Source organism: Paenibacillus sp. cl123 (assembly GCF_900101595.1).
Classification (GTDB): Bacteria; Bacillota; Bacilli; order Paenibacillales; family NBRC-103111; genus Paenibacillus_G.
This window is the reverse complement of record NZ_FMYY01000024.1, coordinates 14,471-30,441: the sequence shown is the minus strand read 5'-3', so window position 1 is coordinate 30,441 and position 15,971 is coordinate 14,471. Positions and strand designations below refer to the sequence as shown.

The 15,971-nt window shown below is 57.7% G+C and carries 10 protein-coding genes; 2 read left to right on the top strand and 8 right to left on the bottom strand.

Going from position 1 to position 15,971, the window contains the following annotated elements; translation table 11 throughout:
• Positions 1 to 209: 209 nt before the first annotated feature.
• Positions 210 to 4,502, bottom strand: a complete 4,293-nt coding sequence (locus tag BLR08_RS25440) for a SpoIID/LytB domain-containing protein (RefSeq protein WP_072336913.1) — start codon at positions 4,500 to 4,502, stop codon at positions 210 to 212.
• Between the two features lie 364 nt (positions 4,503 to 4,866).
• On the opposite strand from BLR08_RS25440, the gene BLR08_RS25435 reads away from it, so the two are divergent.
• Positions 4,867 to 6,501, top strand: a complete 1,635-nt coding sequence (locus tag BLR08_RS25435) for an amidase family protein (protein ID WP_072336915.1) — start codon at positions 4,867 to 4,869, stop codon at positions 6,499 to 6,501.
• Between the two features lie 695 nt (positions 6,502 to 7,196).
• Here the strand turns inward: BLR08_RS25435 and BLR08_RS25430 are convergent.
• The gene (locus tag BLR08_RS25430) at positions 7,197 to 7,592 is read right to left on the bottom strand and encodes a hypothetical protein (RefSeq protein WP_143014462.1); all 396 of its coding nucleotides are present in this window, start codon (positions 7,590 to 7,592) and stop codon (positions 7,197 to 7,199) included.
• Positions 7,593 to 8,067: 475 nt separating this feature from the next.
• Here BLR08_RS25430 and BLR08_RS25425 point away from each other — a divergent pair, with 475 nt between their 5' ends.
• Positions 8,068 to 9,078, top strand: a complete 1,011-nt coding sequence (locus BLR08_RS25425) for an LLM class flavin-dependent oxidoreductase (protein WP_072336919.1) — start codon at positions 8,068 to 8,070, stop codon at positions 9,076 to 9,078.
• Between the two features lie 159 nt (positions 9,079 to 9,237).
• On the opposite strand, the gene BLR08_RS25420 is transcribed toward BLR08_RS25425, so the two are convergent.
• The 6 genes from BLR08_RS25420 to BLR08_RS25395 form a co-directional block, all read right to left on the bottom strand.
• On the bottom strand, positions 9,238 to 10,458 hold the full coding sequence (locus tag BLR08_RS25420; RefSeq protein ID WP_072336920.1) for a WD40/YVTN/BNR-like repeat-containing protein: 1,221 nt from the start codon (positions 10,456 to 10,458) through the stop codon (positions 9,238 to 9,240).
• A gap of 268 nt (positions 10,459 to 10,726) precedes the next feature.
• Positions 10,727 to 12,109: an NADP-specific glutamate dehydrogenase gene (gdhA, locus tag BLR08_RS25415; protein ID WP_176835605.1), complete on the bottom strand. Its 1,383-nt coding sequence runs from the start codon at positions 12,107 to 12,109 to the stop codon at positions 10,727 to 10,729.
• 495 nt (positions 12,110 to 12,604) lie between these two features.
• The gene (locus BLR08_RS25410; RefSeq protein ID WP_072336921.1) at positions 12,605 to 13,483 is read right to left on the bottom strand and encodes a phosphotransferase; all 879 of its coding nucleotides are present in this window, start codon (positions 13,481 to 13,483) and stop codon (positions 12,605 to 12,607) included.
• Between the two features lie 136 nt (positions 13,484 to 13,619).
• Positions 13,620 to 14,132 carry a DinB family protein gene (locus tag BLR08_RS25405; RefSeq protein ID WP_072336922.1) on the bottom strand — a complete coding sequence of 171 codons (513 nt, stop codon included), beginning with the start codon at positions 14,130 to 14,132 and terminating at the stop codon, positions 13,620 to 13,622.
• The gene (locus BLR08_RS25400; RefSeq protein ID WP_072336924.1) at positions 14,104 to 15,306 is read right to left on the bottom strand and encodes a CaiB/BaiF CoA transferase family protein; all 1,203 of its coding nucleotides are present in this window, start codon (positions 15,304 to 15,306) and stop codon (positions 14,104 to 14,106) included. The genes BLR08_RS25405 and BLR08_RS25400 overlap by 29 nt, the downstream gene beginning before the upstream one ends.
• 55 nt (positions 15,307 to 15,361) lie before the next feature.
• Positions 15,362 to 15,970, bottom strand: coding sequence for a cysteine dioxygenase family protein (locus tag BLR08_RS25395; RefSeq protein ID WP_072336926.1), 609 nt, complete (start codon positions 15,968 to 15,970; stop codon positions 15,362 to 15,364).
• Position 15,971: the final 1 nt, after the last annotated feature.

The window sequence follows — 15,971 nt, the reverse complement described above, 5'->3', positions numbered from 1 at the left end:
GGTAACTCGTAGATAGGATCATTTCACTATTAATCTTTATTTTATATGTCTTAAATTAAAGATAAATCACATAGGCAAGTTTTGTCAATCTTTATTCTCAGCTTCTCTATCTTCCGGCGCGCAAAAAGAAATTGGACCGCAGAATCGCTTCTACGGCCCGCTGCATTGAAGCTCATACCGGAAGGAGCAAACCGTCGCTTCTTCCGGATTTATTTATCTTGCATATCCAACAGACCGTGCAGAACCTTCGCTACCTCCGCACGGGAAGCAAACGCCTGCGGCTCAAACCGGCCTCCATCGCGTCCGTTCAGCAGCTTCGCCTCAGCCAGACTGAGGACGGAGTCACGCGACCAACCGCTCAGCTCTTCTTCATCGATGAACGCCGACCCGTCCGCTGCAGGCAGCTTCTTGCCAGCTTGATGCTCCCAAGCACGGGCCAGCATGACCGCCATCTGCTCGCGGTTCAGCTTGGCATCCGGGGAGAAGGTCGTGTCGCTTGTGCCCAGCACCAGCCCTGCGCGGAATGCCGCCGCCACTTCGCCCGCATACCAGGCATCGTCAGGCACATCCGCGAATGCGGCAGACCCGGAAGCTTTCAACCCGAGCGCACGCACCAGCATGGCGGAAAATTCGGCACGGCTGACCAATTGCTCCGGCCCATACAGCGAATTGGACTGTCCCTGTACGATGGAACCGGCTGCCAGATCGGCAACTACCTCAGCGGCCCAATGTCCCTTCATGTCTTCAAACGTTTTATTCACTTCAAGCACCGCATATTTGCTGAAATGCAGCAGCTCCGCCGTAATCGCCGAACCATCCCGGCTCCAGGTGCCGGCTGCGCGTTCCAGGGAACCGTCTTCTTTGACTTGGAAAACCCCGGTTCTCTTCTTGTTCGGCGAGCCTTGGACGCCAAATGTAACCTTAAGCGGCGAATCGAACTGCTTAGGCGCAAACGTCTGGCTGCCCGCCTGAATCGACAGCGAGAAGTCGATGATATCGCCTGCAGGCCGGATGACGGCGTTTAGCTGCCGTCCTGAACCGGTCAGCAGAGCGCTGGCCGTCTCTCCCGAGACCGGCTTGGCCTCCAGCACGATCGAGGCATCGCTTGCGGCTGTCCCGGTAAGCCCCTTCTGCAGCTGCTCCAGCACCTTGGACGGGATGGCAATCTTCACGCCGGCGAAGTTTACTTCAGCCGTTCCGCTGCCCAGCAGCTCGCTAGCGCGGCCCGGCAGCTTGACGCTCGTTGCAGCCTTGGCATCGATAACCGCTGTGCCGTCCTTGCCCGCCGTAAGCGCCTGCTCTACGGATGGCGTCGTTCCCGGAGCCGGCCCCGCTGATGACCCCGATGACCCTGAAGACGAAGACGAGCCGCTCGTTTCATACACCTGGACTTGATAAGAAGCGGTAAGTCCGCCATACGTGGCAGCCGTAGCCGTGATCGTGGCGCTGCCCGGGTTCAAGGCGCGTACCAGCCCTGTTTGGGAAACGCTGGCCACAGTTGGACTTGAGCTTTCGTAGCTAATGCCCTCCGTCAGCACAGCTTCGCTGCCATTGCTGTATTTGCCGGTCACCTTCGTTTGCGTGGAGGAACCTTCCTCCAGCGAAGCTGCTCCCGTGATGGCAATGCCGGTCAATGTCACTTCTTCCGCCAGCACCTCCAGCGCGTACTCCTTGGACTGTCCTTCGTAGTCGGCCCGGATGACCGTCGTTCCCGGAGCGATTGCCGTAATTGTACCGTCGGCATCAATCGCGGCTACCTCTGGATGGCTGCTGTCAAATGCAACCCCCTCTGTTACCGGACGGTCGGTTCCATTGGAATAAAACGCTCTGACCGTCATCGTAAACGTTTCGCCCACTCGAAGAGCCTCAGCCGGACTGCTGATGGAGATCGATTGAAGCGCCGGCGGCACAACCGTCAATACTTGCTCAGCTTCATAGGTGCTGTAGACGGCACGGATGACCGTTGTCCCGCTCTTCCAGGCGCTTACCGTTCCGGTCGCCGATATGGCGGCAATCTCCGTCGCCGTGCTTTCGAACGTCACACCATCGGTCAATGCGGCCGTTGTGCCGTCATTGTACGAGGCTTGGACCGTGAAGTCGCCGGTCGTTCCTTCTTCGAGCGAAGCGGCCCCGCTCAGCGTAATGCCGGTCATGTTCACCTCCGGCTTCAGTACTTCCAGCGTGTACGTCGCCGTTTTCCCTTCATAGAACGCCGAAATGACCGTGGTTCCATAAGCTGCCCCTGTTACCATTCCCGATGCCGCAACCGTAGCGATCGCTTCATCGCTGCTGGCAAAGGCAGCTCCCGACGTAACATTAGCTTCTGTGCCATCCGTGTAAAGAGCGCTCACTTCGGCTTGAAGCGTTTCCCCGACTCGAATCGGATTAAGACCGGTCAGCCTCAACGATTCGACGACCGGCGGCGTCACCTGAACCGTTAACGACGCGGTAAAGCCTTGATGCTTAGCCGTCAGAACCGCAGTCCCTTCCTGCTTGGCCGTATATTCGCCCGTCCCGCTGATCGTCACCACGGACTCGTCGCTGGAGGAATAATTCACGCCTGCCGCAATCGGCCAAGTAGAGCCGTCGGTATAAACGGCTGTGACGACGGCTTGAGCTTTTTGGCCTTTGGACAGCTGACCGCTGCCTTGCAGATCGATGTAAGCCGGAACAGGCTCGTTCATATCGACAATGCGCATATTGGCGTAATAGCTGTTCAGTATCTGGCTGTACGTCCAGCCCTTCCCTCCCAGCATGGAGGCGCCGTATTGGCTCATCCCCACGCCATGGCCGTTGCCGCCGCCGAAGAACGTCACGCCCGTCGGCTCGCCCGCTCCATTTTTGTCAATGTCGAAGCTGAAAAATGCGGAATTGAGAATGCTCGGGTTCAACAGCTTGTAGCCGGCTGCGTAATCCGTTGAATTGCCCTGCGCCCGGTGAAGAACGACGTCGCTTCCCAGCGTATACGTTTTGCTTGGGCGAATCGTGAAGCGAACATTGTATTCCTTTAAAATTTTATAAGTGCCTGTTGTGCCCTCGATCACCAGCTCGACGATATTGCCGCCGGCTCCGCGCTTGGTGACATACATATCCTTGAACGAGCCGATGCCGGCGTCCGGGATCGTTTTGCTCACAAACATCCCCTGTTCGTTTTTCGTCAGAATCGATGTCGGATCTGAGCCATGTCTTACCTTCAGGTTCGCATTGATCGTGTTTTCCAGCTCGGTTTTGGTAAGTCCGACCTTCCAGCGGAAATAATACGATTCCGAGTCGTACCCCTTAAGGCCAAGGTTTTTATAAAAGGCATTCAGCTGCGCTTCATCCGATGTGTCGATCTCCAAAATCTTCGTCTCGTCATTCGGATCGTACGTATAGCTGCGGGCTACCAGATAAGGAATCGGGGTGCCGGGAAACGGGCTTCCGGCGGTGTCCGACCATACCTCATGCTTGGAGGCCCCATAGCCGCCTGAGGTGGAATAAAATCTGGCGTCGACCAGCTCCTCGCCGCTTTTCATAATCTTGCCGGCCGTATCGTTCACGGCTTGCGTCGTCAGCGCGTTCTCCGCGCTGTTGTTATAAACCTGGCTGAGCGTACTGTCGTCGATATGAATGCCGCGGTCGGCGAACCGGTTGCTGTAATAATCGGTCAAGGCGTATGTACGCGCTGCTATCGCTTGCGCCCGCAAAGCCTCCAGTCCGAAGGAAGCCGGCATTTCGCTGGGAACTACTTGGTAGAGGTATTGTTCGATGGTGACTTCATTCAGGAGCTTCATCGTGGTGTTGTCGGCATTGAGGGAAATTTCGATTGTGCCCCGGTAAAGCGGATTGCCCTGCGCCCGCGTGTAGGACATCGCTTGCAGCAGCGAATCGTCGCTGTTCGGAGTCAGGTACAGCCGGTTCTTGGTTGTATAAGGCGCTGTTGCCGACGGATAGGTGACGGAGAGTTGACCGCCGGATACCGTAAAGGTGGCAAGCTCGCCTGCGGGAACGGTCAGTTTGCTGTCCGACTTCTTGTCGGAAATCGTATAGCCCTTGACCGATTTGAAGGAAATCAGCGTATGATTGAATTGCGAGTTATCCGAGATATCGCTGATGTTTTTGCGAAGCCCGATGCGCATCGTTTGAACCGGCTCATGCCCGTTCATGATGATCCGGGACACCTTGTTGTCGCCGTTGAACTCGAATTGCAGGTTGCGGGCGCCGATCATCACTTGACTAAGCGATTTGCTCAGTACCTTGCCGTGGAGATGCTGCTCGACCTTGTAATCGTCCGCCAGCTGCACCACACCTGCGGTTTCCAGCTCGATCGTTTTGGCCGCCGTATCTTTGGCCATAAGCCGGTCCGAAACAGCCGCGGTTCCCGTGCTTGCGGGAGCGCTTTCAAATCCGGCGGCATTCACTGACACAGCAGGCGAGATCAGGGACAGGGCAAGAGCTGCGGCCATCAACGAAGGAACAAGCTGGCGCATAGATAAGTTTTTCACCCATGAAGACACATGCATGCTATCAATCTCTCCTTTGCTTATTCGAAAGATAGGATTGCTACCAGGCTTCGCCTTGGTTTGTACTTCACCGCCTTCCGGTTATCGCCTCAGGTACTCGAAACAATTCTTTACAATAACGACTATAAGATAAAACATAATTTTAGTAAACAGTTATTTTGTGAAATTTTATTTCAGTTTTATGCATAAGGTTAGGGAAATTGGGAATCGTTAGGGTGCCGAAAGCCAATAAATGTCCTTTATTTTGCCGGTCGGCCGGAATTATTGGTTATATCCAAGCTCTCCCAGACTCGACTGGAGGGAATGTCATCCCTCTCGCGAAATAGAAAAGCTATATGTGGGAAAAGCGAAGGAGGACAAAACAATGACTCAGCAATTGCCTCAACATCCCGCAGACCTCACGATAGCCGAGCAGCAAGCCGGCATGGAGAGCGGCGTCTGGACCTCCGAGCAGCTGGTGCAGGCTTATCTCGACCGGATCGCCCGTTATGACGGCCGCATCCGCTCTGTGCTTGAGTTGAATCCGGATGCCCTGGCTATCGCCCGAGGTCTGGATCACGAACGCAAGGTCTGCGGAGCCCGCGGACCTATGCACGGAATTCCCGTGCTGCTGAAAGATAATATCGATACCTGCGATCGGATGCACACAAGCGCCGGGTCCATCGCGCTGCAGCATTGGATTGCGCCCGAGGATGCCTTCATCGTCCGCAAGCTGCGTGAAGCAGGGGCAGTGCTGCTCGGTAAGACGAACATGACCGAGTGGGCCAATTTCATGTCCGACACCATGTTCGCGGGCTATAGCTCACGCGGAGGACAGGTGGTCAACCCTTACGGCGCGGACCTGCTCGTCAGCGGCTCCAGCACAGGCTCGGCAGCCGCGGTGGCGGCCGGGTTCTGCTCCGCCGCGGTCGGGACGGAAACATCGGGCTCCATCATCGCGCCGGCCTGCCGTCAAGCCATCGTAGGGCTGAAGCCGACGGTCGGACTGCTCAGCCGGACAGGCATTATCCCGATTTCCCATAGCCAGGACACCCCCGGCCCAATGGCGCGTACAGTCGCCGATGCCGCGGCGCTGCTCGGCGTCATGACCGGAGCCGACCCGCAGGATGCGGCTACTCTGGAGCGAGTCGAGGGGCCGGCGGCTGTCGCGGCCTTCTCAGCTGAGAGGACGAGGTTGGATGGCGCGAATAGCTCGGATGGACCGGATAGACTGGATGGACTGGACGAATCCGCTAAGGCGGAGATGTTAAACGAATCTGGCGAAGGGGCCGGGCGCCTCTTACCGAACGACTATACCCGCTTTCTGGATGCCGACTTCCTACGGCAAGCCCGCCTCGGCATCCCCGCCTCCTTCTTCCAGTCCCTGGAGGAGGACGTGAAGGAGCTGATGCGTTCAGCGCTCTCCGCGCTGCGTCAGGCGGGGGCTTCGCTTATCGAGGACGTGAGGCTTCCCGCGGAGGAGACGGGGGACTGGTCGGCCGAAGTGCTTCGGCACGAATTCAAGGCTGGCATTAACCGGTATTTATCCCGGTTGGATGCCGGCTATCCCGTCCACTCGCTCACAGAGCTGATCGCTTACCATGAGCAGCATGCGGAGCAAGCTCTGAAGTACGGGCAAAGCACCCTGCTCTGGGCCGATCAGGTGAGCGGATCCCTAACGGAACCGGCCTATCTGGAAAGCCGCGCCCGTGATCTATGGCTTTCGCGGGACCAAGGCATCGACCATGCGCTGCGGACCTATGAGCTGGACGCCCTGCTGCTGCCAGGCGACGGAATTACAGAGGAAGGCGCCATTCTCGATATGGCGGCCAAAGCAGGTTATCCTGTAGTGACCGTACCGGCCGGCTTCGCCCGTCAAGGTCCCGTCGGCCTCCTCTTCATCGGTACCGCGTACAGTGAACCGACGCTGATTCGGCTCGCCTACGGCTATGAGCAGCTCACCTTGCACCGGAGACCTCCCGAGCTTAAGCAGCTTCCGCCTTATCCGCGGCTGAGCTAGGTTCGTTTACTCGCCCGCCGATCATTGGCTGTTCTGTCCATGGTTCATGGCCGTTGGCGGCTCCCTTCGGCAAACGGCTAATTCGGGTTGCCTACCTTCGCCTCCGTTTCAAAAAACAGACCAAACGTTACGGGACACCGGCTAGTATCGGCAGAGCGGACATGGCGGGAGGAGTTCTTTTGGGAAGAACAGTTTGCGGAGGGTTATGGAGGATGAAAAAGGATGACAAGGGGCATATAGCCTGAGGGAATAGAGACATCTGAGTAATGAGAGACGCACGGACGAGGGGATGGCCAACAAGCGAGCAACAAGGAACGCACGGTGGGTGTGAAGAGCAGGTGAGCAGCGCACGGAGGATCGAACCGGAAAAGAGAGGGTAGGGGACTGGAATGAAGAGGAACGCTGTCCTGCCGCGATTCGGCTGGATTTCAGCATCTAGGAGCACCGGCGGGCCTGCACGGCGAAAAGCGGGCCTCGCCACCGCGTCTAAGACCGCCCGCGGGCTTGCAGGCATGAATCACGCCGCGATTCGGCTGGATTTCAGCGTCTAGGAGCGCCGGCGGGCCTGCACGGGCGAAAAGCGGGCCTCGCCACCGCTCTAAGACCGCCCGCGGGCTTGCAGGCATCCATCGCGCTGCAGGACGGAGTGACAGCCCCCTTCCCTCCCCCCGCTCCAATCTCACGCTCGAACGGCCTCACTTGCCGGACAGCCGCGGATTATCTCGGGGCAGCCTGCCTCGTTTGCTCTCTCCAGGCTCGATCTCCTGAGAAACGGCCGACATGCGCGATGTCAACGATTCGAACCATTCCTTGTCACGCGTAACGAGCGCCAGCTCGATCAAAGTGCTCCAATCCTCGGGCGCTGCCGGGCCGGGGTCTGGCAGCCTTCTCAGCCGGTGCTCACGCGTCTGGACCAGCGTATTAATCAATCTCTTGCGATCGCATTGCGTGATTCGGATGAGAATCGCCCCGCCTTCCTCCTTCGGCGCAGAATCGACATAACCGATGAATTTTTCATCCCATACGGAAGTACCGCTTACCCAATCGCCTTCTCGAAATTTCTGTCCGTTCGTCTCCGTCATTTCTCTCACCTCATCCTCTTGGTTGGCCCAGGAGCCGATATCGCCCGGAGCTCATATCTCAAGCTACAACTACAGCATCTGCCTATGAAATCAACATCCACTCATATCGGGGAGAACGGCCGGATAAGACTGCTTTGCAATTGCCACGCCCAACTGTTATTATATTTATGACAGTTCAAAAAGTGGCGGATCGGAGTATACTCCACTTCCAGATGCCGGGCCGGGTATAGGCAGCTGTTGGTCTTCCTATCCCTTGGCGCTTGGCCCGGTTATGTAAGAGTTGGGAACATTGTTCCGGTACAGCCTGCTTCGCTAGACTGTTTGTTAATATAATATACCATTATGGCCCAAATGAAACATTCGGCAAACCATGTCGGCGCTTGGGCACGCCCGGTCTGCCGACAAATAAGATACAGCTGCACACCGGTCTTTTCGCGTTCGGAAAGCAAAACGGGTGCTATATTTTAGGAGGCGAACTTTCTTGATGAAAATTCCAATATCCGTGTTGGATCTTGCTCCGATCGTCGCAGGAAGTACGGCGGCGGATTCCTTCCGCAATACGCTGGATCTGGCCCGGCATGTCGAGCAATGGGGCTACAACCGCTATTGGCTGGCCGAGCACCATAATATGCCCGGTATCGCCAGCTCGGCCACCTCGCTGCTGATCGGCTATGTAGCGGGAGGCACGAGCACCATCCGCGTAGGCTCCGGCGGCATTATGCTGCCCAATCATGCTCCGCTGGTTATCGCCGAGCAGTTCGGCACGCTGGAGACGATGTACCCCGGCCGGATCGACCTGGGGCTCGGCAGAGCCCCAGGCTCCGACCAGTTGACGGCGCGTGCGCTGCGGCGCGGCTCGGGCAGCGACGGGCATGACTTCCCCGAGCAGCTGAGCGAGCTGCGGGCTTATTTGAATCCGGATCGCGACCCGGAATATGATGTCCGCCCGATGGGCGTCAGAGCCGTACCGGGAGAAGGGCTGGATATTCCGATCTGGCTGCTGGGCTCCAGCGGATTCAGCGCACGGCTCGCCGGTCACCTCGGCCTGCCCTTCTCTTTCGCCAGCCATTTCGCTCCGGAATATTTGCTGCCGGCTCTGGAGCTGTATCGCAGCAGCTTCCAGCCTTCGGAAGCGCTGGCCAAGCCCTACGCGATGGTCGGCATCAATATTATCGTCGCCGACACGGACGAAGAAGCCCAGCGCCTGGCTACCTCATCCCAGCAGCAGTTTCTGAATATTATCCGCGGCCGCACCGGTCAACTGCCTCCTCCGGTGGACTCGATGGATGCGCTATGGACTCCCCAGGAGAAAGCGATCGTCCAGTCCAAGCTGAACTATTCGCTGGCCGGCTCGCCGGACACGATTCGGGAGAAGCTGCCGGCCATTATCCGGGAAACCGCGGCCGACGAATTCATCGTCGCCGCTTCCGTCTACGACCACCAGGCGCGGCTGCATTCGTACCGTCTGTTGGCCGAAGCCGTTTCCAGCCTGTAACAAGCTCTGTAACAAGCAATTCCTGATGCAGCGGTTATCTCCGTCTGCTAAGCTGTGACCTTCCCTTGATAAGCCCTGCCTGCATATGGTCAAAGAAGGACCCGGCGAAAGCTCGCCGGGTCCTTCGTCTTTCCGTTATGCTGCGCTGCCTTACAGCTCCTACTCCGGCTTCCCGAAGGTATACACCTTCGTCCAGCTCTGGCCGCCATCCGAAGTCGTATACATCACCGAAGGGTCCGTATTGTCCGTCGTCAGCCACCAGCCTCTTTCCGCATCCGCCATCGCCAGCAAAGCCGGGCCGTAGCCGGTCAGCTCCTGCTTGCCGACTGTCCAAGTCTTGCCTCCGTCCCTGGTCCAGCCGATCGTATTGGGCTTATCGCAAGCCGGGCACTGTCCTCCCATGAAGGCGACTTCCGGACTCACTACGTATAGCGGTCCCGGCTTGGAGCCCTTGTTGGTTTTTCCTTGCGCCTGATCGGCCGGAATACCCGGAGCAGGACCGGCCCCTGCGGTGGAGTTGGCGATTACCGTCCGCCACTGCTTCCCTCCATCGCTGGTATGAAATACCGAATACGAGGTTTGCGACATGCCGGAACCGCCAATCAGCTCGACCCAGGCATCTTCTTTGCCCGCGGAGCGAATAATCGCGCCCGTAGCGGGGACGGCCGTGCTTGTCTTCCACACAGGCTGCCAGCTCTGGCCGCCGTCGCCCGTCCGCTGCACCTGAATTTCGTTCGGGCTCTGGGTGACGGCCCAGCCGATGCCTTCAGCCCGGAAGTAAGGCTCGCCCACCAATTGATCCGGCACGCCCAGCTTCGTCCAGGTTTGGCCCCCGTCCGTGGTTTTGGCGTCTCCGCTGTAGGCTTCCGTTTTGGATACAAAATGAAGGAAGCCCGCATTCGGCACCTCTCCCGCATCCGACCATGTTTTGCCCCCGTTCTCCGTATGAATCAGCCGATAAGGCCCCATCGACTCTTCCTTGTCGGCCAAGGCTGCCCACGCGTCGTTTTCGTTCAAGGCGAACAGCTGCTTAACCAGGCCCGGCCCTTGATACTGGCCCGTCCAATGCTTGCCTCCGTCGTCTGTACGGGCAATCCAGCCGTTCCCGCCGACCCAGCCCTTCTGCGGGTCAGCCAGCCTTACTGCCGTAACCTTGCCCATCTGAATCTGCACCGGCTCCGGATTCTGCGCGCGCTCCGGCTGCGGAGCCGGCTTCTCCGTTTGAGGCTTGTCCGGCCCGTTTGAAGACTGCCCTCCGCCGCCCGCAGGCGGCTGTGTCCCCGTATCGACAGCAGGACTCGCCGTGCAGCCCCCAAGCAGCAAAGAAACGGCGAGCACCGCCGTCGTCCATATTCGATTTGCAGCTATTGCTCGGTTCATTGGATTCCCTCCTTATCTGGCTTAAGCACGCCATATCTGATCCGGTTTCGCCAGGGCCGCTCTTTTTATTTAGCCATTTTCACGGCTCCCTAATCGCGGGGCGGCTTCCGCAGCGGCGCCGGGTTTGTCGCCGGCCCCGCTTACCCGTTAGGCTGTCCTCCCGGCTGGATGTTTATGTCAGTCGAAAAGGTCCAAAAAGCCCGACAGAGCAAATGTCTGTCGGGCTGCGGCTTATGCGCGCGGATGCGGCAAGTTAAGTTAGGGAGTGCTAGATAATGCCTTGCGCGATCGCAGCATCGGCCACGCGGAGGAATCCGGCGATGTTGGCTCCGACGACAAGGTTGCCCGGATGGCCGTATTCTTCGGCAGCCTTCACGCTGTTCCGGTAAATATTGGTCATGATCTCATGCAGCTTCGCATCAACTTCCTCGAAGCTCCAGGACAATCTCATGCTGTTCTGCGCCATCTCCAGAGCGGATACGGCTACGCCTCCGGCGTTGGCGGCTTTGGCCGGTCCGAAAAGCACGCCGTTCTCCAGGAACACTTCGATAGCCTCCAGCGACGACGGCATATTAGCGCCCTCGGCGACCGCTTTAACGCCATTGGCTACCATCAGGCGCGCCGACTCGTCATCAATTTCGTTCTGGGTAGCACACGGCAGCGCGATATCGCAAGGGATCGACCAGATACCCGCACAGCCTTCGTAGTACGAAGCTGTCGGATGCTCTTTTACGTATTCGCTGATCCGGCTTCTTTCCACTTCCTTCAGTCTCTTGACCGTGTCGAGGTTGATGCCGGCCGGGTCGTAAATATAACCGTTGGAATCGCTGCAAGCGACAATTTTCGCGCCGAGCTGAGCGGCCTTCTCGATCGCATAGATGGACACGTTGCCCGATCCGGATACGACCACCGTGCTGCCGTCGAAGCTGAGACCGGCATCCTTCAGCATTTCCTGAACGAAATACACCGTGCCGTAGCCTGTCGCTTCTTTACGGGCGAGGCTTCCGCCGTAGCCAAGTCCTTTACCCGTCAGCACGCCTGCCTCGAAGCCGCCGCGGATGCGCTTGTACTGACCGAACATGAAGCCGATCTCGCGTGCGCCGACACCGATATCGCCGGCCGGCACGTCTTCGTCCGGTCCGATGTATTTGCTAAGCTCAGTCATGAAGCTTTGTGTGAAACGCATGACTTCCCCGTCGGATTTCCCCTTCGGATCGAAGTCGGAGCCGCCCTTGCCTCCGCCGATCGGCTGGCCGGTCAAGGAGTTTTTGAAAATTTGCTCGAAGCCAAGGAACTTGATGATGCTCGCATTAACGGACGGATGGAAGCGGAGGCCGCCTTTGTAAGGACCGAGGTTGCTGTTGAATTGCACGCGGAAGCCGCGGTTGACTTGAACTTGGCCTTGATCGTCCACCCAAGGAACCCGGAAGGTGATAATGCGTTCCGGCTCAGAGAGTCTTTCCAGGATGCCATGCTTCATGTAGACAGGATGCTTTGCGAAGACGGGAACGAGGGAATCGAAAATTTCTTTTACGGCCTGATGAAACTCGCTTTCATGAGCGTTCCGCTGAATAACGGTTTCATACACCCGATGGACATAGTCCTTGGCGACCTGAACGGGATCTTGCGTCATTTCTTGTGTAATAGACATCTGATTATATTCCTCTTTTCCATGAATGGGATAAATGCAGAAGAAGAAATTGCCGATGCAGCATGTTCGCTCCCACTAAAGCGTTAAAGCGAATAACGAGAAGCAACGTTGCAAGAAAAAGATCTCAAAGACGAAAATAGATCGGCCGACACAACTTCGAATTCGAAGCCTTTTCTTTTTTCTTATACTTTACAGGAAGAACAGGCAATTTGACAATCATTCTTGTTAAAATTCTCAAAATTGTTCGGATTTTAGCCGTTTTTTCTGTCAAAATGGATGATTTTAGCCTGTTTTCGGCAGATTATGCAACACCAACATATCAAATTCCTTCCACAGCCCGTAACCTATTTGTCAGCTGTAAGATGAATTGGACAACCCATTCATGGAAAAATCCGCAGTCGAAAGTCTGACCAAAACGTGCAAAAACGGTCCGACTCCACTCTCGTCAGACCGTTTTTTTCGTGTCATTCACAAGATCAAGGAGCGCATCTCAGCCTACAATCCGTCCGCAGCCGATCTCCAGCTCTCCCAAGCCTGCAAGTAAGCGGGCAAATCATGCGGATGATGCCGCACACAGGTTCCGACCCTGCAATAAAGCTGAATGATAGTCTGCTCGATCAGCATGCGGCGATCGACCGTCTCGCGCTCCAGCAGGGCGAAAGCGCCGAGCAGCGTGCCCGGGGTCAAGTCGTCCGGCGAGGAACAGAACGCATATACGAGATCATACCACACAGGACCGATCACTGGCCAGGGGTCGATTACGCCTTGAAGCTCGCCCCGGTCGAACACGAAGTTATGAACGCCGCAATCTCCGTGCAGCAGACAGCGGGTCAGCCAGCTTTCGTCAGCGGGCATCCGTTCCGCCATTTCCCTCACCTGCTGGAGGTCCTCCGGGGGCAGCAGCCCTGCCAGTGTGGCCCCCGCTTCCTCAACGCCTTGACTAATGAAGCAGCGCCAAGAGGAGACCGGCTCATCCGCCGCTCCCCAGTTTCCATCGTCCGCTTCCGAATAAGCCTCATATTGATTCAGCAGCTCCCGGACGAGCACAGTCAGCCAGTCGCGCTTCAAGCCCCTTTCCATATGGGTGACTCCATGGATGTAGCTGTACACCAGGAACGTCCGGGAGGGGTCCATATAAATAAGCCGGGGAAGCAGACGGCTGTGCCTGTAAGCATGCAGCAGCTCCCCGGTCCGCGTCACCGACTGCGGATCGTCCAGCTTAAGCACATAGCGAGGCACGCCCTGCTCCCCGATCATATACACGCGTCCCGCCGTCGTCCCTCGGCTCTGTGCCAGCAGCCTGCTTCCGCTGTCCATTATGCCCTGCTCCTGAAGCTCCGAAACGATACGCCAAGCTTCCCGTTCTTCCTGCATGCCCGCCATCTCCCTGCCCTATGCTGCCGGCTATACGTGACGCGACGCGGCCTTAACCGCTGAGCACGTCTCCTCCGGCATTCGTCTTTACAGCCAGCCTAGAGCATTGGAAGATGAAGGGCAAGGGAAATTTTACTTATGAACCATCCTTCCCGCCGCTGCGCTCCCCGTATGCTGCCTTCGTTCGTTCAATTTGCGCCAGATGAATCGTCACATGCCGGATGAAGCCGTGGAATAAATCCGCTATTGTCACTTCCTTGCCGTTATTGAGGCCGGCGCGTTCCCAATCCCGGGCGTCCAGCCGCTCATACCAGAGCAGGTTGCAGGCCAGCACGGCGTCGAAGGCCGCCAATAAACCGGGCAGCGAAGCTTCATTGGAGCGGGAAGAGCGCACCCAGGCGTCCTGGTCGTACAAAAGAAACGGCGGCTCGCTCTCCGCTGCGATCTTGCGGATGCGAACCGCATGCACCAGGCTGGAATCCACGAGATGGGCGATGATTTCCTTCACGCTCCATTTGTCCTGAGCGGGCTTCCACGCCAGCTGCCGGTCGCTGAGCCCCGCAATGCTTTGTTTTATCTGATCTGACGTTCCACGATATTCGCTAACCGCAGCTTGACCGTTAACGGATCGAAGCGTTGTTTCGCTCATAATGGCCGACTCCCCATTCTTCAAATAATTCGTTCGTATGCTGCCCCTTCCGCGGCGGCTGGCGGTAAATGCCGAACTCGTAGCCCGACAGCTTCACCGGGTATCCGACCGTTGTTGTCGCCGCTCCGTTCGGAAGCTCCAGCTTATGCAGCAGTCCGCTCTCAGCGACGGCCCGGTCGTTCAGAATATCCGCGAACGTATTGATCGGCGCGCACGGCACGCCTCGCCGGTCGAATTCTTCCAGCCACTGGGCGGCCGTCCGTGTAAAGAAGGTTCGCTGCAGCAGCGCTGCCAGCTCCTTCTGATGCCGCGCCCGCAGCGTTTGCGTGGCGAAGCGCGGGTCCGCCGCCAGCTCAGGCCGGCCTACCGCTTCGCATACTTCGCGCCACAGCTTGTCGTTGCCTGCGGCGATGACGAACGGCTGGTCGCTGCCCCGGTAGCCCTGGTACGGAGCATTGCGGGGATGCGCGCTGCCCAGCCGCTTTGGCGCAGCTTGATTGCCATAATATTCGCTCGTCTGCAGAGCCGATATGCCGAGCACGCTGCCCAGCATCGAGCAGTCGATGTAGGCGCCCCGGCCCGTACGCTCCGCCGCCAGCACCGCGGCTACAACCGTGTAGGCCGCATATAGGCCGGCCGTGAAGTCGGCCACCGGGACGCCGCATTTTACCGGATCGCCTTCCTCCTCCCCGGTCACGCTCATCAGACCGCTGATCGCCTGGATCGTCACATCGAACGCTCCCTTATGCGCATAAGGCCCTTCCTGCCCATAGCCGGTGATCGAGCCGTACACCAGCTTGGGATTCCGCCCGGCTAACGCTTCGTATCCGAGACCGAACTTGGCTAGCACGCCGGGCCGGTAATTCTCGATGATGACATCGGCTCGGGCACACAGCTCCTGCAGCCTGGCGAGCTGCTCCGGCGACTTGAAATCTACGGCGATACTGCGTTTGTTGCGGTTGAGCGAGCTGAAGTTGGAGCTGAACGTCTCTCCCTCCGCATTGGCGATAAATGGCGGCCACTCCCGCATCCCATCTCCGACATCCGGCCGCTCCACTTTAACCACATCCGCTCCCAGATCGGCGAACAGCATGCCGGCGAACGGTCCGGCCGCAATTTGTCCGAATTCCAGCACTTTGATGCCCGCAAGAGGTCCTTGCTTCGTTTGTGACATCGTGGCTTCGCCCCTTTCCTTCCGGATTGCCTTCCTATAAAGTAACTGGTTTGGCTTATGACGACGCGGCCGTATGCGAGCTGTACACCGGCGCCTCGTTATCGTGCCGGGTAATGATATCCCGATAATTGCCGGTCGCCACATCGTGGATATGCCGAGGCTGCTTGCCGATATCGGCGCCGTAAATATGCAAAGTGATCGCCGGTTCCCCGAACGGGTTGGACACCCCGTGAATATCATGATCGGGCGGATACACATATGAAATATCTCCGCGGCGCGCAGTCACTTCTCCGACTTCCCGAATCGCATACCGCGGCTCGGCAGACTGTCCCCGATCCTCCCGGCGGTAACGCTTTTCCACCACAGCCCCCTCGTACAGCCCCACCAGCCCCCAGACGAGATGATCGTGAACCGGCGCAACCTGTCCGGGCCCCCAGACGAAGGCAATGACCGAGAAAGCTTCATCATCCGGCTTGTAAAGCAGATATTGCGCATATTTGTCAGGCCGGGGCGTTCGATACGGCGCCGGAATGAGGTTTTTGTTCTGCAGCAACTGCTCCAGCAAAGGCTTGACCTTGTCAATAATCGCCTTGTGATCCGAGGTTTCCTGAAGAATAACTCCGATATCTCGCTCCAGCTGCTTGAATCCATAGGAATGACTCATT

Excerpts from the sequence above, each read along its gene's own strand:
- BLR08_RS25440 (WP_072336913.1), bottom strand. The coding sequence starts at position 4,502 with ATGCATGTGTCTTCATGGGTGAAAAACTTATCTATGCGCCAGCTTGTT.
- BLR08_RS25435 (WP_072336915.1), top strand. The coding sequence starts at position 4,867 with ATGACTCAGCAATTGCCTCAACATCCCGCAGACCTCACGATAGCCGAG.
- BLR08_RS25425 (WP_072336919.1), top strand. The coding sequence starts at position 8,068 with ATGAAAATTCCAATATCCGTGTTGGATCTTGCTCCGATCGTCGCAGGA.
- BLR08_RS25420 (WP_072336920.1), bottom strand. The coding sequence starts at position 10,458 with ATGAACCGAGCAATAGCTGCAAATCGAATATGGACGACGGCGGTGCTC.
- gdhA (WP_176835605.1), bottom strand. The coding sequence starts at position 12,109 with ATGTCTATTACACAAGAAATGACGCAAGATCCCGTTCAGGTCGCCAAG.
- BLR08_RS25410 (WP_072336921.1), bottom strand. The coding sequence starts at position 13,483 with ATGCAGGAAGAACGGGAAGCTTGGCGTATCGTTTCGGAGCTTCAGGAG.
- BLR08_RS25405 (WP_072336922.1), bottom strand. The coding sequence starts at position 14,132 with ATGAGCGAAACAACGCTTCGATCCGTTAACGGTCAAGCTGCGGTTAGC.
- BLR08_RS25400 (WP_072336924.1), bottom strand. The coding sequence starts at position 15,306 with ATGTCACAAACGAAGCAAGGACCTCTTGCGGGCATCAAAGTGCTGGAA.
- BLR08_RS25395 (WP_072336926.1), bottom strand. The coding sequence starts at position 15,970 with ATGAGTCATTCCTATGGATTCAAGCAGCTGGAGCGAGATATCGGAGTT.